Source organism: Pseudomonas sp. 300 (assembly GCF_055803035.1).
Window position 1 is genome coordinate 806965 of sequence record NZ_JAVLRV010000001.1, and the last position, 16300, is coordinate 823264.

At 59.1% G+C, this 16300-nt stretch carries 13 protein-coding genes and 1 other RNA gene; 1 reads left to right on the top strand and 13 read right to left on the bottom strand.

The features are described from left to right. Positions 1-352: 352 nt before the first annotated feature. From Q7W83_RS03660 to Q7W83_RS03685, 6 genes are all read right to left on the bottom strand, one after another. A complete protein-coding gene (locus Q7W83_RS03660) occupies positions 353-1594 on the bottom strand; it encodes an OprD family porin (protein ID WP_473655685.1) in 1242 nt (413 codons plus the stop codon). 154 nt (positions 1595-1748) lie between these two features. Continuing rightward, entirely contained in the window at positions 1749-3488 is a 1740-nt protein-coding gene (locus Q7W83_RS03665; protein ID WP_473655686.1) for an acetyl/propionyl/methylcrotonyl-CoA carboxylase subunit alpha, read from the bottom strand. Continuing rightward, positions 3485-5104: a 5-oxoprolinase subunit B/C family protein gene (locus Q7W83_RS03670; RefSeq protein ID WP_473655687.1), complete on the bottom strand. Its 1620-nt coding sequence runs from the start codon at positions 5102-5104 to the stop codon at positions 3485-3487. The genes Q7W83_RS03665 and Q7W83_RS03670 overlap by 4 nt, the downstream gene beginning before the upstream one ends. 9 nt (positions 5105-5113) lie before the next feature. Continuing rightward, a complete protein-coding gene (locus Q7W83_RS03675; RefSeq protein WP_473655688.1) occupies positions 5114-5920 on the bottom strand; it encodes a putative hydro-lyase in 807 nt (268 codons plus the stop codon). Next, positions 5917-6687, bottom strand: coding sequence for a LamB/YcsF family protein (locus tag Q7W83_RS03680; protein WP_473655689.1), 771 nt, complete (start codon positions 6685-6687; stop codon positions 5917-5919). Before Q7W83_RS03680 ends, Q7W83_RS03675 begins: the two co-directional genes overlap by 4 nt. Positions 6688-6715: 28 nt before the next feature. Further along, positions 6716-7948 carry an NRAMP family divalent metal transporter gene (locus Q7W83_RS03685; protein WP_150634225.1) on the bottom strand — a complete coding sequence of 411 codons (1233 nt, stop codon included), beginning with the start codon at positions 7946-7948 and terminating at the stop codon, positions 6716-6718. 264 nt (positions 7949-8212) lie between these two features. Between Q7W83_RS03685 and Q7W83_RS03690 the strand changes: the two genes are divergently transcribed. After that, positions 8213-8878 (top strand): GntR family transcriptional regulator, encoded by a 666-nt coding sequence (locus Q7W83_RS03690; RefSeq protein ID WP_080995107.1) that lies wholly within the window; start codon positions 8213-8215, stop codon positions 8876-8878. Between the two features lie 97 nt (positions 8879-8975). Here the strand turns inward: Q7W83_RS03690 and ssrA are convergent. The 7 genes from ssrA to Q7W83_RS03725 form a co-directional block, all read right to left on the bottom strand. Continuing rightward, positions 8976-9369, bottom strand: a transfer-messenger RNA (tmRNA) gene (ssrA, locus tag Q7W83_RS03695). A 95-nt stretch (positions 9370-9464) separates the two neighbouring features. Next, entirely contained in the window at positions 9465-9743 is a 279-nt protein-coding gene (locus Q7W83_RS03700) for a hypothetical protein (RefSeq protein WP_150633559.1), read from the bottom strand. Between the two features lie 237 nt (positions 9744-9980). After that, positions 9981-10253, bottom strand: coding sequence for a hypothetical protein (locus Q7W83_RS03705; protein ID WP_150633558.1), 273 nt, complete (start codon positions 10251-10253; stop codon positions 9981-9983). A gap of 200 nt (positions 10254-10453) precedes the next feature. Beyond that, entirely contained in the window at positions 10454-13264 is a 2811-nt protein-coding gene (locus tag Q7W83_RS03710) for an FAD-binding and (Fe-S)-binding domain-containing protein (protein ID WP_150654386.1), read from the bottom strand. After that, positions 13261-13932, bottom strand: coding sequence for a LutC/YkgG family protein (locus tag Q7W83_RS03715; protein WP_150654387.1), 672 nt, complete (start codon positions 13930-13932; stop codon positions 13261-13263). Before Q7W83_RS03715 ends, Q7W83_RS03710 begins: the two co-directional genes overlap by 4 nt. Further along, entirely contained in the window at positions 13932-15386 is a 1455-nt protein-coding gene (locus Q7W83_RS03720; protein ID WP_150633555.1) for a LutB/LldF family L-lactate oxidation iron-sulfur protein, read from the bottom strand. Before Q7W83_RS03720 ends, Q7W83_RS03715 begins: the two co-directional genes overlap by 1 nt. Then, complete coding sequence (locus Q7W83_RS03725) at positions 15383-16207, bottom strand: (Fe-S)-binding protein (RefSeq protein ID WP_473655690.1); 825 nt, start codon at positions 16205-16207, stop codon at positions 15383-15385. The genes Q7W83_RS03720 and Q7W83_RS03725 overlap by 4 nt, the downstream gene beginning before the upstream one ends. Between the last annotated feature and the right edge of the window lie 93 nt (positions 16208-16300).

Consider the following 16300-nt stretch of genomic DNA (forward strand, 5'->3'; position numbering starts at 1 on the left):
CGGCTTCTGAATCCAATTCTGCACAGGCTCTGAGGGTAGAGCCAAGATTGTCAGTGGTCTGGCGATTCAACTGGCTGATCTCATGCACATCCCTTGTCAGTTGATCGACGGCTGTTGTTTGCTCTTCAGTCGCTGCAGCGACTGTAAGGCACATCTCATCAATCTCACCGATTTTCGAGACTACTTTTACAAGGCTGGCCTTGTACCTGTTAAAACATCGCGTCAGGATAGAAGCGCCCCTGCGGCGGCCAACTTCATGGCGAACCAGATACTTTGACTTGCGTTATTGGTTGGTGAATTTGTAAGGCGTCCAGCACAGGTTGTGGCTGAAAGTTGTCTGGGTGTTTTGCCGTTACCACAATGCCAAGGTGTAACTAAGGATCAGGCGTGTTTCATCCAGGTCATTACCAAAGTTTGACCTGACGGTGGCGTTTCTGACTTTCAGGCCGACGTTTTTCAGCGAACCTGACTGTATGACATAACCAATGTCGGTGTTGCGCTCCCACTCTTTACCGGTGTTGCTGCCAGCGACCAACGCGTTGTCTCCCTGGACATAACGACTCATGAACGTCAGCCCCGGGAGGCCCAGCGCGGCGAAGTTGTAGTCATAGCGCAGCTGCCAGGAGCGTTCCTGGGTATTGGCGAAGTCATTGATCTGGACGAAGTTGACCAGGTACGGATCGCTATTGGCAATGTAGGGGAAGGGGTCGTCACCGCTCATGCGTTGATAGGCCGCGGTGAATACGCTGGAGCCCAGGGTGTAGGACACCAGGCCGTTCGCAGCCCGGTTATCGAGGGGGCGGAGGTTGCCGTCGTCGGTGCTTTTCGAATAGCGCAGGTCGAACTTCAGCGACTGTTGCTCGGCGAGGGGGATCTCGTAGACCACGCCACCAAAGTACTGCCGATAGACGTTTTCCAGATTGCCGTAGTACAGGCTGGTGCTCAGGGCCTTGTTGAAACTGTAGGTGCCGCCGGCAAAGCGAAAGTCATCGCTGACGCCGCCAATGCGGTTACCCGTGAAGTCTTGATAATTTGAAGAGCTGTTGAACTTGATTTGCTCCAGCTTGCCGCCTTGCAACATGAGCTTGTCGATGTCCTTCGACGTCAGCAGTGCGCCTTCGAACGTCGCCGGCAGTAAGCGCGTGTCATTGCTCGAGACCACGGGCGTACGGAAGGCGAGTGAGCCGACCTTCAGAATGGTTTCCGATACCTTCGCCTTGGCCGTCAGCTCGAGTTTGGAGTATTCGTCCTGTGAGCCTCGGCCGTTTTTCGAACCAAGGTCCGCCGGCAGCAGGCCCGTGCCGCCGGAACCATCACCGCCGTCAAGCTTGATACCGAGCATGCCGACAGCGTCGACGCCCAGGCCCAGAGTACCTGCGGTATAACCCGACTCGAATCGCAACATGGCTCCCTGCGCCCACTCCGCTGCAGAGTCACGTTGGGTGGTGGGCGGTCCGTTACGAAAGTCACGGTTGAAGTAGAAGTTGCGCAGTTCAACGCTAGCCTTGCTGTCGGCAATAAAATCTGCAGATGCCGTGAATGGGAAAACCAACGCGCAAGTACCCGCGACAGCGAAAGTCGTTTTGATCAACATGCTCTTTATGCTCCAGATAACGGCAGATTTATTGGTTGAGTTTTTATCGTTATTTTGAATGCGCAGTTACATCTACAGTTTTCTGCAGGCAGCACGCGGCAACGGAGTTATTACCCCGTTGTGCGTACTACCGGCGAAAAGAAGAGTGTTTAAATCAATTAACGGTCTTGATGCGGCCAATCACGGAGCCGGCTTCAAAATAGTCACCGGCCTGTTTGGCGATCTGCACCTGACCTTCACAAGGTGCCAGGACCGAGGTTTCCATTTTCATGGCTTCTACAACCGCGATCACTTGCCCGACGCTCACCGACTCGCCGTCTTCGACGACCCAGGTATGCAGATTCCCCGCTACGGGTGTCAGTACCGCCTGCGGATCAGTGACCTCGGAGAGGGCCGTGCTTTCGCTGACGGTGTCCGCTGCGTTCAGGCTGACGCCTCGCAGCAGCGCAGCCGGAAGGCCGAGTTCGTGGCGCTTGCCGTCGATCTCGACAAACGTGCGCAGGATGCCAGGGTCGGCCGATACAACGGCACGTGGGGCGAGAGTGATCTGTTCGGCGAAATCGGTCTCGATCCAGCGCGTGTGCACGGCGAATTTATCGGCACCGGTGAAGTCGTCATGGTCCATCACGGCTCGGTGGAACGGCAGCACCGAGGCGATGCCCTCAATGTTGAACTCAGCCAGCGCGCGCCGGGCGCGGACGATAGCCTGTTCGCGGGTGGCGCCGGTGACGATCAGTTTGGCCATCATCGAATCGAAGGTACTGGGCACTCGCGAGCCGCTTATCACGCCGCTGTCCAGACGCACACCCGGGCCAGACGGTGGCAGGAATTCAGTAATCTGACCGGGGGTGGGCAGGAAGCCCTTGCCCGGGTCTTCTGCGTTGATGCGAAATTCGAAGCTGTGGCCACGCGGGGTCGGCGTCTCACTGAAGGACAACGGGAAACCGTCGGCGATCCGTAGTTGTTCGATCACCAGATCAACCCCAGTGGTCTCTTCGGTCACCGGGTGCTCGACCTGCAAGCGGGTATTGACCTCAAGGAACGACAGGGTGCCATCCTGGCTAAGCAGGAACTCCACCGTGCCGGCACCGACATAGCCGGCTTTGGCGCAGATATCCTGAGCAGATTGATGAATACGCTGGCGTTGTTCGTCGCTGATAAAGGGCGCTGGCGCTTCCTCCACCAGCTTCTGATTTCGCCTTTGCAAGGAGCAGTCCCGCGTGCCGACGACGACGACCTTGCCGTGCTTGTCGGCGAGGATCTGCGCTTCGATGTGCCGAGGACGGTCGAGGAACTGTTCGACATAGCATTCGCCACGACCAAAGGCCGCTTCCGCTTCGCGCACGGCGGAGGCGAACAATTCAGCCACTTCATCCATGCGCCAGGCGACTTTCATGCCGCGTCCGCCGCCGCCAAAGGCCGCCTTGATGGCAATTGGCAGACCATGCTGTTCGGCAAAGGCCAGTACTTCGGCGGCGCTTTCGACCGGGCCAGGCGTACCGGCCACCAGAGGTGCACCGACCAGTTGGGCAATTTTCCGCGCCTCGACCTTGTCGCCGAGCACGTCGATGGTCTCCGGGTTGGGACCGACCCAGATCAACCCCGCGTCGATCACCGCCCGGGCGAAGTCGGCCCGTTCAGACAAAAAGCCATAACCGGGGTGCACGGCATCGGCGCCGCTGCGTTTGGCGACGGCGATAAGTTTGCCGATATCCAGGTAAGTCTCGGTCGGGCGCTGGCCATTCAGTGAGTAGGCTTCGTCGGCTTGGCGCACATGCAGGGCGTCGATGTCCGCGTCGGCATAGACCGCGACAGACTGCACGCCGTAGTCGCGGCAGGCGCGGGCGATGCGGACGGCAATTTCACCACGGTTGGCAATCAGTAATTTTTTCATGGAAGTTTTTTCACATCGGCAGTTGAAGAAGAGGCTTCCGTAATGGCTTGAATCTCTTTGAAGCCGTCCAAAGGGTTGAAGCGGATCTGCGCGTTGACAGGTATCTGGCCAGCCAGGTCGAGATGGTAGCTGGCGACTGCGGCGATCACCGGATAGCCTCCGGTCAACGGGTGATCAGCGAGAAACAGAACCGGTTGGCCGCTGGCCGGAACCTGAATGGCTCCGACGGAAGTGCCTTCGCTGGGCAACTCTTGGTGGTTGGTGCGCTCCAGCGGGGTTTCACCGGCCAGACGAATACCGACGCGGTTGGACTGTGAGGTGACGCGCCAGAGTTGGCTGCTCAGGCGCTGGATAGCTTCTTCGGTAAACCAGTCGGTGCGCGGCCCCATCACCACGTCAAGGGTGACGATGTTAGCCGCCGTCGGTAGTTCAAAGGCCGGGGCTTCGTTCAGCGATACGCTGGTGCCGGTGGTCAGTGTGGTAAAGCCCAGTCGGTCGCCGACGGCGAGCGCCGGGGGGCCAACCTGGGCAAGTGTGTCTGTGGACAGGCTGCCGAGCACCGGTGCGACCTCAAAGCCGCCTCGAATCGCCAGGTAGCTGCGCAGCCCCGCCAGAGGTGAGCCCAGACTGACACGGTCACCCTCATCCAGCTCGATGGGCTGGTAGTTGCTTGCCTGCCATTGCAGGCCACTCGCGTTGGTGATTGTGACCGGGGTTTGCGCACCGGTGACGGCGATCACGGCACGGCCATGGCAAACGAAGCTCAGGCCGCCGAGTACCGATTCCACACAGGCCATGTCCGAGCGGTTGCCGACCGCGCGGTTGGCTGCCCGCAGGGCGCCCAGGTCCAGCGCGCCGGAACGGGATACGCCTTGGCCGGTCTGGCCGGGACGGCCCATATCCTGCAGTACGCTGTGCAAACCGGGGGTCATGATTTCCAAATAGGCACCGGTGGGCGTAGCGGCATTTGCCGGTACCGAGGGGGCGGGCAGGCCGTCCGCCGGGAGCGGGCCAGCATCGGTGAACCGCACTTTATAGCCCGGGCGCAGCAAGGCCGATTCAGTGCGGTTCAGGTCCCACATCTGCAAAGGCGTTACGCCGATGATCTGCCAACCACCGGGGCTGGCTTGCGGATAAACACCGCTGAATTCCCCCGCCAGAGCAACCGCACCTGCGGGTATGCGGGTGCGTGGAGTTTGTCTGCGAGGCACTTGGAAATCGGCACCGCCGGTGAGGTAGGCGAAGCCCGGAGCGAATCCGCAAAAGGCCACGCTGTAGTCATGGGCGGTGTGGCGTCGGACCACCTCGGCGCGGCTGATCCCCAGCAGCGTGGCGACCTCGTCGAGGTCTTCACCATTGTAGTGGACCGGAATTTCCACCCGGCGATGTTCGATCGCGCGGCGCTGGCTCAGGTCCTGGCCAGCGATACAATTAACGAGCGTCTGCTGCGCAATCGCGCTGGGGCGGAACTGGATCAGCAGGGTTCGTGCGGCAGGAATGATTTCTTCCACGCCCGCAATAGGCTCCGCGATCAGGGCGTCGAACAGCGCCAGGGTCTCGTCGAGGTCTTTCAATTCGACGAGCAGGGCGTCCAGGTTGACCGGTAGAAAGCGCACGGGAGACTCCTAGACGTGGTAAGTGCTGTCGGGCACATCGGTGATGAACATGTGGCCGGGCGCATGAGTGATCGCAAAGGGCACACCCGAAGCCGCTACCGCAGCCTGTGGAGTCACACCGCAGGCCCAGAAAACTGGAACCTCGCCAGGCTCAATGCGCACGGCGTCGCCAAAATCGGGTCGGCTCAGGTCCTGTATGCCGAGCAGCGCAGGCTCACCGATGTGCACCGGGGCGCCGTGGACGGAGGGATAGCGCCCGGAGATTCCACTGGCCTCTGCCACGCGATCGGGCGGGATCGGGCGCATGGACACGACCATTTCTCCCTGTAGGCGTCCCGCCGGACGGCAGGCGCGATTGGTACGGTACATGGGGACGTTACAGCCATCTGCGATATGCCGCACTTCGATGCCCGCTTCTTGCAAGGCGGTTTCAAAGGTGAAGCTGCAGCCAATCAAAAACGCCACCATATCGTCGTGCTCAGCCCAGGCTTGGGTGGCGTCGCTGACTTCCTCGACCATTTTTCCGTCCCTCCAGATGCGATACAGGGGGATATCGGTACGCAGGTCTGCGCCTTCAGCCAGCACTGTTCTCGGACTGCCCGCATCGCTGACGTCGAGGACCGGGCAAGCTTTCGGATTGCGCTGGGCGTATAGCAGAAAGTCGTAGGCCCATTCGCGCGGCAAGGCGATCAGGTTGGCCTGGGTCATGCCCGGGGCGATACCGGCTGTGGGGGTTACCAGTCCGCCACGGTAGGTTTTGCGTGCTTCCTGGGCGGCGGCAATGGCCGCCTGGCGGGCGCGGGCGAGAGCATTCATGGACGATCTCCAGCAAAAGGCCGCAGGGACAGGTTGGCGTGCTCCAGGACTCGGCGCAGTTCGCGAGCCATTTCCACGGCAGCGGGGCTGTCGCCATGAACACAGATTGAGTCAGCCTGGATTCGGGTTCGACTGCCATCAATGGCCTCGATGGTGCCGTCTTCGACCAGGCGGAGCATGCGTTGGGCCACTAGCTGGGGATCGTGCAGCACGGCCCCCGGCTCGCGTCGTGAAACCAGGGTGCCTTGCGGTGTATAGGCACGGTCGGCGAAGGCCTCCGCGACACACTGCAAGCCCTCGTTACGCGCCAACTCAATCAGATCGGAGCCGGCCAAAGCCACCAGTATCAGCGTGGGGTCGATGGCGCGGATAGCGGCGATCACCGCCAGCGCCTGGCGGCGGTCGTGGGCGATGGTGTTGTACAGGGCGCCGTGGGGCTTCACATAGCGCACCGAGGTGCCCGCGGCCTTGGCCAGGCTTTGCAGCGCGCCGATCTGGTAGATCACGTCGGCAGTCAGCTCATCGCTGGCCAGGTCCATGTTTCGTCGGCCAAAGCCCACTTTGTCCGGGTACGCGACATGGGCGCCAATGGTGACGTTTTTGGCTGCTGCGGCTGTCAGTGTCCGCAGGATGCCCGCCGGGTCTCCGGCATGAAAACCGCAGGCGACATTGGCGCTGGTCACGATATCGAGCATCGCGTCATCGTCGCCCATGCTCCAGGCGCCGAAGCTTTCGCCCAGGTCACTATTGATATCTATCGTTGGCATTCACGTGACTCCTTTTTCGTTATCAGGCTCAGACGACGTTGAGGAAGGCAAAGATCGGCCCGACGGATTTGATTGCCATGTACCAGGTCAGCATGCAGGTCAGGACACCCAGCACCAGGAGCCAGCGTGGGTAATGGTAACCGTCCATGAGGTCGGATCGGCGCCAGCCGACGTAGATGAAGATGCTCAGGCCGATTGGCAATATCAGGCCGTTGAAACCGCCTGCGAAGAGCAGCAGTGCGGCAGGAGCAGTACCCATCAGGACAAAGATCAGCAGCGATAGGGCGATGAACACTGTGGTGGCGCGGTTGCGCCCCTGCTCAGTGATGTTCGGCTTGAACACGGTGATAAAGGAGATGGAGGTGTAAGCGGCGCCGATCACGCTGGTGATACTGGCGGCCCAGAGGATGAGACCGAAGACGCGCAGGCCGATCTGCCCGGCCGCTGCCTGAAAGGCTTGTGCGGCCGGATTGGCGCCCTGACCCGAGGTGTCGATGATTACGCCGCTGGCAACAACGCCGAGGATGGCGAGAAACAGGATGTAGCGCATGAGGCCGGTGACCAGGATGCCGCTCAGGGCTGCTTTGGTCACTGCCTGGAGATTTTCAACCCCGGTAGTGCCGCGATCCAGCAGTTTGTGAGCCCCCGCATAGGTGATGTAACCACCCACCGTGCCTCCGACAATGGTGGTAATGGTGGCGAAGTTGATCTGGTCCGGAAGTACGGTCTGGTAGAGGGCTTCACCCAATGGCGGGTTGGAGGCGAAGGCTACGAACAGCGTCAGGCCAATCATCACCAGGCCCAGCACGACGATCAGCCGGTCGACCGCCAGTCCGGCGCGGTGGGAGAGGAAGATGCCGATGGCCAGCAGGGCGCTCAGACTGCCGCCCCATTTTGCATCAAGCCCCAACAGCGCGTTCAGACCCAGCCCGGCACCGGCGATGTTGCCGACGTTGAATACCAGCCCGCCGAAGATCACCAGCACCGCTAGCAGGTAACCACTGCCTGGAATCGCTTTGTTGGCCACATCTGCGGCACGCATTCGGGTCAGGGAGACGATACGCCATACGTTAAGTTGAACCACGAAGTCGATCAGAATCGACGCCAGGATACCGAACGCAAATGCCGCCCCCATCTTGGCTGTGAACGTGGCGGTCTGGGTGATGAATCCAGGACCGATGGCAGAAGTCGCCATCATGAAAATCGCGGCGATCAAAGAAGCGCGCCGCGCTTTTGTAAACTCTTGAGTGGTCTGTGTCACGGCATCCACGGCATCATTCCTACGGTGAGAGATACCTTGACAGAGCAATGAGCATGCCAAGAGTCAAGCAAACCTGGCGCAATGTAGGTGGATCAACGCTTCTTTGTTGAACAATCCTGTTCTTGTGGTTGAGCGAATGGCACCAAATTGTTACCTCACCCTATAAAAGTGCTACTTAATGAAGCGCGCTACCCGTTTCGTCCTTGTGCCATGCACTAAGCTCTGATGGAATAATCGAGCGGTTTTTCTCACCTTGGATTTTTTATGAATGACGCCTCTCCCGCTCTTCCTCGAACACTGGGAGAATCCATCACCCAAGAAATACGCAGAATGCTGGTCGAGGGTGAACTCGTGCCCGGCCAACGCCTTTCAGAAGCCGCACTGGCCGAAAACCTGGACATTTCGCGGAACACCTTGAGAGAGGCATTCAGAGTCCTGACGCGTGAAGGGTTGCTCAAACACGAACCCAACCGTGGAGTAACAGTTGCGGAGCCTGACATGTCGTCGATTATCGACATCTACAGGGTGCGCCGTTTCATCGAATGCAAGGCGATCGCCCAAGGCTACCCCCAACACCCAGGCACCCTGCACATGCAAGAGGCGGTCGAATTAGGCGTCCGCGCGCGCGAAGCGAAAGATTGGGTAGCGGTCGGCACTGCCAACATGATGTTCCACAAATCAATCGTCGAACTGGCCGACAGTCCGCGCCTGCTCGTTTTTTATGGGCAGATATCGGCAGAATTGCGGCTGGCCTTTGGACTGCTCAACGATCCCCAATTCCTGCATTTGCCGTTTCTCGATATGAATGCTTCGATACTTCGATGTGTTGAGGAAGGCCGCTCAGACGAGGCGACTATTATGCTGGATGCCTACCTGGTCCAATCGGAGCGAACTGTCTTGGCAGCCTATGAGCGCAGCAGGAACCGATAGTCGACTTGATATGCGGTGCAGGTAGGCCTGAAACACCTGTATTCACTGGATTTCAGGCACAAAAAAAGACGTCCGTAGACGTCTTTAAATGATTATTTGGTGGAGCCGGGGGGATTTGAACCCCCGTCCGCCAGTACTCCGCTGTCGGTACTACATGCGTAGCCGTGTCTATTAAGTTAACCCTCAGCGACCCGACGGGCAGGGTGCTTTGGGCGAGTTGTGTAAGTTTTAGCCGCTTCGTCCACAACGTACTGCACGGCGATTCTGTTCTATATGACAATCACTTTGGGTTTACAGACATCCCCTGATGATTGCTGGACCCGAAGGTACCAGGAGGGAAGGGCTAAGGCTGCTTACGCAGCGAGAGCGTATTCCCCGTAGGTTTCGTCATTGGCAACTATAGAAAGTTGCAACAGTGGATTTACGAGTTCTGTTACCAACTCGGCATGCACCTAAAGTTTCGCGACCGGCGTCGAATCCTAAACGGCCCCGAGCCTGTTGCTCTGTGAATCAAAGTGAGCAACAAGCCTGCGCAGTGTACGCCAACGCAGCTCAGAAGGCCAACCCGAAGGTTGGCCACCACAAATTATGGGTTGGATTCGTTGCGCTGTTTGTCAGCGAGTGCCGATGCCTGGGTGGCCTCGGTGACGCATTTTTTGTCGTCCCCGGAAGCTTGGGACGCTTCGGCGCTGGACATCAGTCTTTTGACCTCCATTGCGGTGTTGCTGGAGCTCGCCGGCAGTGAATTCACTTTGCTTTTGAGCTCTTGCAGCTTGCTCGTACAAAGGTTGTTGTCCGCAGCAAAGACGGGAGAGGCCAACATTGCAGCAGAAATGAACAGACCAGCGAGTGCGGTACGTTTCATGGATATCTCCTTGAACTGATGGTCTCGGTGCTGCCGTATGAGCGTGCGGCTCGGCCGAGGTCGGAAAATAAGCCACGATTGATCAGGCCTACTTAAAAGACTACGGCGCTGCGCAGGAATTCGGTTTTCGCAAAAAAGGGTATAGGAAAATTTTTTAATAGAACCCAACCCCTGCAGCAACAAAACCCGCACTTGGCGGGTTTTGATGTGCTTCATATGGGGTGACGTCGGGCCGGGTTACTTCCCGCCTTTGTTCGCGTTCTTGATTTGCTGGATAGTCTGTTCGGTCTCGGCGATGCAATCATCAATCCCTTCCTTGGTGCCTTTTGCCTGATGGGCTTGGGCTTTCTTGACGCTGTCCATTACCTGATCAGCCATCTCCGGAGGAGTCTGTGCCTTGGCATTTTCAATGGTCTTCAGATTGCTCGCACAGAGGTCATCAGCGGCAAACGAGGGGGACGCCATCAGTGAGGCAGTAACGAACAAACCAAACAGTACAGAACGTTTCATGAGTATCTCCTTGAACTGAAGGTCCAGGTATCGCTGACCATCAGGACGGGCTGCCGAGTATGGGAAAGTCCCACGTTTGCGGGACTTGATCAGTGGACTGCGGCAACACGGCAGGGTTCTATTTTTCTACGATAGCGCTGTCGATTCCGGCAAGAAGCATTAAAAAGGCGCACAAATTCGCCTTCTTTGAGGTCTTGCTTTCAGGTCACCCTGGCCTTGGTAACGCGATCCACCAGATAGACTAGCCCGTGGTAGTCAATTCCGCCGTGTTGCGTCAGACCGATCTCACACGTGCGGCTGGTAGAAATCCCCTCACTGCATTGCCGAACCGCGTCCTTGAGCGTTCTTAACGAATGAGCGTTCAATTCCGGCGTAGTGAATCCCTTGTCCCCGGCAAATCCGCAACAGTGAATGCCCTCGGGAATGACCACGTTCTTGCTGCATTTACGCGCAAGATCGATCAGCGCCTGGCTTTCCCCCAGATGCTGAGTGCTGCACGTGACGTGCACCGCGATGGGCGCTTCCTGCGGCGTGAAGTCAAGACGATCCATCAAATGCGTACGGATGAAACGCACCGGGTCGTACAGGTCCAGTCGAACATCCCCCAGGTCCTGAACCAGTCGCAGAGTGCATGGGCTGGTGTCGCAGTAGATCGGATCGAGCCCGCCACGGCTGGCGTGCAGTAATGCGCCAATCAGTTCCTGGCGTTTGTGCTCGGCTTGTTCGGCGTAGCCCTTGGAGGCGAACGGCTGGCCGCAGCAGAGGCTGTCCTGATTGTCTGGAAAGACGACCTGGTAACCGGCTTTTTCCAGCAGTCCGCGGGTTTTGTCGTACAGCGACATTTGTTCTTTATCACCGGCTGCCGGGCCCATGACCCGCGACACGCAAGCCGCCAGATACACCACGCGAGGGCGCTCGTCCGACACGCTCGGGCTGAAGCGAATGGCTTTTTCCGGCTGCGGCATGGCGTTGGTCCATTGTGGGACTTGGCCCTTGGACAACTTCGTCAGCGTTGCCGAAAGCTTCGCCAGACGTGGCGCCCCCAGCAGCATCCGCGCGCCGTTGGCCACGTGCAGGGTGAAACGGGCGCCTTGCAGTGCGGTGGCGAAGTTGCCTTCCAGCCAATTGGCGGTTTTCGTATGCGTCGCGTTACGGCTGCGAAGCTTTTTCACCAGCTCGCCGGTGTTGATTCCTACAGGGCAACGTTGTGCGCACAACCCGGTCGCGGCGCAGGTGTCGATGCCTTGGTATTCGTAAGCGGCTTCGAGTTCAGTGGTGTCCACGCCGGCGCGTTTTTTTGCCTGAATGTCTCGCCAGATCACGATGCGCTGGCGCGGGCTCAGGGTCAGGCCTTTCGACGGGCAGACCGGCTCACAAAAGCCGCATTCGATGCACTTATCCACAATCTCGTCGGCGGCCGGCAACGGCTTCAGATGTTTGAGGTGGATCTGCGGATCGTCGCTGAGCACCACGTCCGGATTGAGAATGCCGTTGGGGTCGAGCAGGCGTTTGAGCTGCCACATCAACTGGTAGGCATCGCTGCCCCATTCCAGCTCAACGAACGGCGCCATGTTGCGACCGGTGCCATGCTCGGCTTTCAGCGAACCGCCGAACTCCACCGCGACCAACTGCGCCACGTCATCCATGAACGCCTGGTAGCGTGCGACTTCTTCCGGGTTGTTGAAGCCTTGGGTGAAGACAAAGTGCAGATTACCTTCCAGCGCGTGTCCGAAAAGGATCGCTTCGTCGTAGTGATGCCTGTCGAACAACTCGATCAGACGATTCACGCCGATGGCCAGTTGTTCCACCGGGAAGGTCACGTCTTCGATGATCACCGTAGTGCCGGTTTTACGCACCGCGCCGACCGCAGGAAAGGTGTCCTTGCGAATGGCCCAGAGGCGGGCGTTTTCGATCGGGTCTTCGGTGAAATCGACCTGTTTTTCCACCGGGAACGACGTCAGCGACGCCATGATGTGCGCCAGTTGCTCGTGCAGCAAAGTCGACGACGCGGCGCGGGATTCGATCAGCAGGGCGCAGGCATTGTTCGACAGATGCTGTACGAAATCCGGCATACCGGGTTTGTTCTGCACTGAGCGCAGGCTGCGACGGTCGAGCAGTTCCACGGCGGACACCGGTTGGCTTTTCAGCACGGTGACGGCGTTGCAGCAGGTTTCCACGTCCGGGAACACGATCAGCGCCGAGGCCTTGTTCGGATGGTCGATCACCGTGTCGTAGGTCACCGCGCTGATGAAGCCGAGCGTGCCTTCCGAACCTACGAGCAAGTGGCTCAAGATATCCACAGGCTCGTCGTAATCCACCAAGGCATTGAGTGACAGGCCGGTGGTATTTTTCAGACGGTATTTGTGGCGGATTTTTGCGGCTAATTCGGAATTGTCGCGGGTCTCGCGGCCCAGTGTTGCTAAACGCTCAAGCAACGCTGCGTGGCTTTCACGAAACGCCGCGACACTTGCCGCGTCTTCGGTGTCGAGACGGCTGCCGTCGGCGAGCACCAGGCGAATACCTGCCAGTGTGTGATAGGTGTTTTGCGCCGTGCCGCAGCACATGCCGCTGGCGTTGTTGGCGACGATACCGCCGATTTTGCAGGCGTTGATCGAGGCCGGGTCGGGCCCGATCTTGCGTCCGAACGGCGCCAGCCATGCGTTTGCCTGCGCGCCGATGACGCCGGGCTGCAAACGGATTTGCGTGCCTTGCCCGCGGATTTCGCGCCCGTTCCAGTTATCCCCAAGCACGATCAGCACCGAATCGCTGATGGCCTGGCCGGACAGGCTGGTGCCGGCGGCGCGGAAGGTCACTGGAACCTGATCCCGTTGCGCCAGTTTCAGCAGCGCCACCACTTCATCTTCAGACTCGACGCGGATCACCAGTTGCGGAATCAACCGGTAGAAACTGGCATCGGTGCCGAACGCCAACGTCGACAGCGGGTCATCGAACCGTCGTTCTTGGGGGATCAATTGCTGCGCATCTCGCAGGAAAGCCGCGGGTAGAGTCATTGGTCCTCCAGGATCAATACCACCAGATCTTTCGGGCCGTGGGCACCGTAAGCCAGGACTTGCTCGATGTCGGCCGTTTTCGAAGGGCCGGACACTAACAGCGCGTTGGTCGGCATGCCTTGCGCCCAGTTGAACTCCTGCTGCACCTGATAAAAGTTGTTGCGGATTTCACTGGCCTTGAGCAGGGCGAAATGCACCGGCGGCACCAGGCTCATGAGGCGTGGTTCTTCCCGCGTCGGCCAGAGAATCAGACTACCTGTGGCGGCGATTGCGCCGAGCGTGGTGGTGAGGCTGGCCGGGGTGTCGTTGAACAACTCGGCTTTCCACTCTTCCACCGGACGGTCGTATGACTTAAGCGTCGGCAAACCAGGATTATTCGCCCAGTGCTGAGAGACACGTTGACCGTGCGGCGTCGTCGGCGCGATCAACAGGCTCGGCAATTGGCGATCCCGCAGCAACTGAGCAAGCAACGAGGGCCAGGCTTCGGCGGACGTCAGGTGGATTTCCGTGTGCACCGCTTCCATCAGTTTGCGCAGCTGCGGGATGCGTTGCTCGGGCGCGTAGGTGTAGGGCGCTGTTACCAATTCGACGTCGAACTCGTCAGGCACGGGCGTGGTGCCGGTCAGACTTTTCCGTAACTTGGCGAGGATATTTTGCTTGGCGCTCATCAGCGATCTCCCTGTTTGGCCAGATGCTCGCGGGCCATGTCGTGCAGTGAGCGCGCGGCGGGTTTCGGGGCGCTGTGGTTCTGCGTCCACGGGCCGACGTTGCTCGGTGCGAGGGCGCGCAGGCGCGTGGCGACAAAGCCGAACAGCCGATACAGCGTTGGCGAGCTGTTGAGTTTCGCCCAGGCATTCCAGATAAAACGCTCCTTGCGCGAGTACTTGCTGCCCTGGCCGCGCATCACTTGATGCGGACTGTCCGGAGCTTTGACGTTCTCTTCCCGTAGGCGACGCAGCAATGCGGGGATAGGAATTTTTACCGGGCAGACTTCGCCGCAAGCACCACACAACGATGAGGCACTCGGGTGGTCCGGAACATTCGCCAGACCGACCATGTGCGGGGTGATGATTTTTCCGATAGGCCCAGGGTAAACCTCCCCATAGGCGTGACCGCCAATTCGAGTGTAGACCGGGCAATGATTCATACAGGCGCCGCAGCGAATGCAGTTCAGGGTCTGGCGCAATTCACTGTCGGCGAAGGCCTGGCTGCGACCGTTGTCCAGCAGCACCAGATGCACTTCCTGCGGACCGTCGAGTTCATGGGCCTTGCGCGGGCCGGAGATCATGTTGACGTAGGTGGTGATCGGCTGGCCGAGGGCCGAGCGGGTCAGCAGCGACAACAGCGGCACCACGTCACGCAGGTTTTCCACGACTTTTTCGATGCCGGTAACGGCGATGTGCACCGGCGGCACCGTAGTCGTCATGCGCCCGTTGCCTTCGTTTTCAACCAGCAGCAGGGTGCCGGTTTCGGCCACGGCGAAGTTGACGCCGGAAACGCCGATGTCCGCTTCGAAGAATTTCTGACGCAAGACTTTGCGACCGATCTGAATGAGTTGGTCAACGTCCTTGGTGTACTCCACGCCAAGTTTGTCGTGGAACAAGGACGCGACCTGACCGGCATTCTTGTGGATCGCCGGCATAATAATGTGTGAAGGCTTCTCGTGGTCGAGCTGGACGATGTACTCGCCCATGTCCGATTCCAGGCATTCAATGCCCCGATCAGCGAGGAAATGGTTCATCTCCATTTCTTCACTGACCATCGATTTGCCCTTGATCACTTGCCGCCCCTCGTGAGCGCGGATGATCGAGAGGACGATGCCATTGGCTTCGTCCACCGTTTCCGCCCAGTGCACTGTCACACCGTTGCGGGTCAGGTTCTGTTCAAGTTGCTCGAGCAGGTCGGGCAACTTCGATAGCGCACGGGCGCGGACAGCATTGCCGAGCGCTCGCAAATGTTCTCTTTCGTGGGCATCGCTGAAGGACGCTGCCCGTTTTGTCATCAGTGAGTCCATCGCAGTGCGAAAGTTGTTTCGCAGTTGCTTGTCACCCAACGCGTTGTGCGCACGGGTGCGGAAATCTTCTTCTACGGCAACCGTAGGAATAATCGCGGAAGCGTTCATTGAACACCTCCGGTTCGCTGCCAAAGGAAACTGGCCAGATGTTGGCCGCGCAACGCTTCCTTCTGTTTTTCCAGCGAACCGTTGATGTTCATCAGACAACCGCAGTCGGCACTGAGTACCTGGTGCGCGCCCGACTCCTTCAACGAACGGGTCTTGTCAGCCACCATCGCGCCGGAAATGTCTGGCATACGGACGCTGAAAGTCCCTCCGAAGCCACAGCATTCACTTTCATGGCTGTGGTCGACTCGCTCCACATTCCCCAGCTGCGCCAACAACTCGCGGCCGTGCAAGTGGGTGTTCATCTCGCGACGTGCCGAGCACGAGGTGTGCAGCGCCACTTTGACCGGTTCGCCGCTGTCCTTGAGCTGCACTTTGCAGACGAACAACAGGAATTCGGCCAACTCATAAGTCCGGGCTGCCAGCTCCTGAACCTGTTTCAGTGTTTGCGGCTCGTCCTTGAACAAGTCGGCATAGTGCTCGCGCAGCATGCCGGCACACGATCCCGACGGCACCACCACCGGGTAATCCCCGGCGAACAGCGCCAGTTGCGAGCGCGCCACGGTCCGGGCCTGATCGGTGTAACCGGAGGTGTAGGCCGGTTGCCCGCAGCAGCTTTGCCCTTGCGGGTACTCGACACGAATGCCTTCGCGTTCCAGCAGGTGAATCGCATCCATCCCGGCTTCGGGGTAGAACAAATCCACCACGCAGGTCCCGAACAGGTAGACCTGTTTCGGTTTTTCGCTGGGGTATTGCCGAGGCTCTGGCAGTGGCGGGGCGACGCGGGTCGCGTTCGGCACGGCGTTGTAAAAAAGCTCGCTCATCAGGCGTGTCTCCGGGTGGGCCCGGTTATCCGTCCGCTGAGGCTGCTGAATATAGTGAGTGATGCTTTCAGCAGCCTTACAGACCGGGTTGTG